General features: G+C 65.2%; 3 protein-coding genes. All 3 read right to left on the reverse strand.

Annotated features, from left to right (window positions below):
• Positions 1–756 (reverse strand): amidase (locus DBR22_RS07450; protein ID WP_258229082.1); only part of this gene is annotated, 756 nt, incomplete at its 3' end.
• Between the two features lie 3 nt (positions 757–759).
• Positions 760–1,056: an Asp-tRNA(Asn)/Glu-tRNA(Gln) amidotransferase subunit GatC gene (gene gatC / locus DBR22_RS07455; protein WP_108598482.1), complete on the reverse strand. Its 297-nt coding sequence runs from the start codon at positions 1,054–1,056 to the stop codon at positions 760–762.
• Positions 1,057–1,202: 146 nt separating this feature from the next.
• Positions 1,203–2,687 (reverse strand): CitMHS family transporter, encoded by a 1,485-nt coding sequence (locus DBR22_RS07460; RefSeq protein ID WP_108598483.1) that lies wholly within the window; start codon positions 2,685–2,687, stop codon positions 1,203–1,205.
• Between the last annotated feature and the right edge of the window lie 116 nt (positions 2,688–2,803).

Raw genomic sequence — 2,803 nt, forward strand, 5'->3', positions numbered from 1 at the left:
GTGCCCGCCGATGACCTGGTGCAGGAGGGCGGAGTCCAGGACGGTCCGTGAAACGGGTCCGATCTGGTCCAGCGAGGAGGCCATGGCGATCGCGCCGTAACGGGAAACGCCACCGTAGGTGGGCTTGACGCCCACGGTTCCGGTGACGGCGCCGGGCTGGCGGATGGAGCCGCCGGTGTCCGTTCCCAGGGCCAGCGGTGCCTCGAACGCTGCGACGGCGGCAGCGGAACCGCCGCCGGAGCCGCCGGGGATCCGGTCCAGGTCCCACGGGTTGCGGGTGGGCCCGTAGGCAGAGTGCTCGGTGGAGGACCCCATGGCAAACTCGTCCAGGTTGGTCTTGCCCAGGATGGGCATTTTGGCGGCGCGGAGCCGCTTGACCACTGTGGCGTCGTACGGGCTGTGCCAGCCCTCGAGGATCTTCGAGCCGGCCGTGGTGGGCTGGCCGATGGTGACGATCAGGTCCTTGACGGCGATAGGCACGCCGGCGAGTTCGTGGAGTTCCGCCGCTGCGGCGCCACCGGCTGCGCGGATGGCATCCACCTCGGCGGCAACGGCGAGCGCTTCCTCGGTGTTGACGTGCAGGAAGGCGTTGACGCCGCGTTCGCCGCCGTCAACGGCTGCGATCCGGTCAAGGCAGGCCTGGGTGACCTCGACGGAGGTGACCTGGCCGGATGCCAGCAGGCCGGCCAGCTGGGCGGCGGAGGAACGGATCAGGCGCTCGGCGCTGATGGACCCGTTCTGGTTCTGTTCAGTCATGTTCTATGCCTCATCCAGGATTGCGGGGACCTTGAACCGGTTGTCATCCGAGTCCGGTGCTCCCGAGAGTGCCTGCTCAGCCGTGAAGGTGTGGCCCACGACGTCCTCGCGGAACACATTGCTCAGCGGGATCGGATGGGAGGTGGCCGGGACGTCGTCGCCGGCGGCTTCACTGACTGATTTGACTGAATCAACGATGACGGCGAGTTCGCCGGCCATCCTGTCCAGCTCTTCGGCACTCATCTCGATGTGAGCGAGCCGCGCGAGGTGCGCGACGTCGTCACGGTTGATCGCAGCCATGGATCTCCCCTGCAAAGTTTGAATTGTTTTCCGAACCAGTCTAGTGGGGAAACGTCGGTGCCCGTCTGACGACCCCCAGCGGGCTTCAGACGGGCACCTCGGTGCCGTGGTCCCGGCCCCGGGGGCCGGCCACAGGCAGCATAAGACTAACCGATTCCGATGGCTCCGGTCAGCATGCCCACGCCGAGCATGACGAGGGAGACCACAGCGGTGCGCCAAAGGACCTTCTTGTGGTGATCGCCCAGGTCAACCTTGGCCAGTGAGACGAGCAGCAGGATGGCCGGCACCAGCGGGCTCTGCAGGTGGAACGGCTGGCCGGTGATCGATGCGCGGGCCATTTCCGCAGCACTGATTCCGTAGTGCCCGGCGGTCTCGCTCAGCACGGGCAGGACCCCGAAGTAGAAGGCATCGTTGCTCATGAAGAACGTCATGGGGATGCTGAGGACGCCGGTGATGACGGCCATGAACGGGCCCATGCTCGTGGGGATGATCTGGACCAGCCAGGCGGACATCGCTTCCACCATGCCCGTGCCTGTCAGGACGCCGGTCAGGACGGCCGCTGCCATGACCATGCTGACCACGGCCACGATGGACGGTGCGTGGGCGATCAGCTGCGCACCCTGTTCCTTGACGTTCGGGAAGTTGACCACCAGAGCGATGGCGGAGCCCACCATAAAGACGAACGGCAGGGGAACGAGGTCGGCCACCAGCATGACCATGACCGCGATGGTCAGGCCCAGGTTGAACCAGATGAGCTTGGGGCGCAGCGTGGAGCGGTTGGGGTCAAGGGCTGTGTCAGCCATGGCGGTGTCTTTGTCATCCACCAGAGTTTCGGTGCGCTCAAGCACTGCAACCGAAGAACCGCCGACGGCGGGAGCACCGGTAACCGGGGCACCGGAACCCGTGCGGGCGGTACCGCCCGCGGCACCACCAGCGGAGGCGCCGCCGGCGCCTGCTTCAGTGCCGCCGTCGAACTTTTCAGCGGTATCCGGCACGCCCCAGATTTCCGGTTGGGTGGCGCGGAGGCGGTTGCGCTCCTGCATACCCAGCAGCCAGGCGAAGGCGAAGACCACAACGAGTCCGGCGATGAGGGACGGGATCATGGGGACAAAAACGTCATTGACGTCGAGGTTCAGGGCCGTCGCGGCGCGGGCGGTGGGGCCGCCCCACGGCAGGATGTTCATGGTGCCGTTGGCCAGGCCGGCCACACAGGTGAGGACCACCGGGCTCATCTTGAGCCGCAGGTAGACCGGCAGCATCGCCGCCGTGGTCAGGATGAAGGTGGTGGAACCGTCGCCGTCCAGGGAGACAGCGGCCGCGAGGATTGCGGTGCCCAGGACCACTTTGGCGGGGTCATTGCCGAGTTTGCGGAGGATGAATTTCACCAGGGGGTCGAACAGCCCGACGTCGATCATCAGGCCGAAGTAGATGATGGCGAACATCAGCAGGGCCGCGGTGGAGGTCATGGACTTCATCGATTCCAGGACCATGTCCCCGATGCCAAGTCCTGCACCTGCAAAGAGGCCAAAAACGGTGGGGACGATGATCAGCGCCAGCACTGGCGTCAACTTCTTCGTCATGATCAGCACCATGAATACCGCGATCATTGCGAATCCAAGTAATACCAGCACGGCCGGCTCCTTCTTGTGAACAGCGCCACAACGGCGTGACGCGTGCTACAGACATTAGGGTGGCGGACGTCACGGCTGTGCCTTTGGCTCAATTGATTGGCATACTGCTTATTCAG

Source organism: Arthrobacter sp. HMWF013, from assembly GCF_003061105.1.
Lineage (GTDB): Bacteria > Actinomycetota > Actinomycetes > Actinomycetales > Micrococcaceae > Arthrobacter.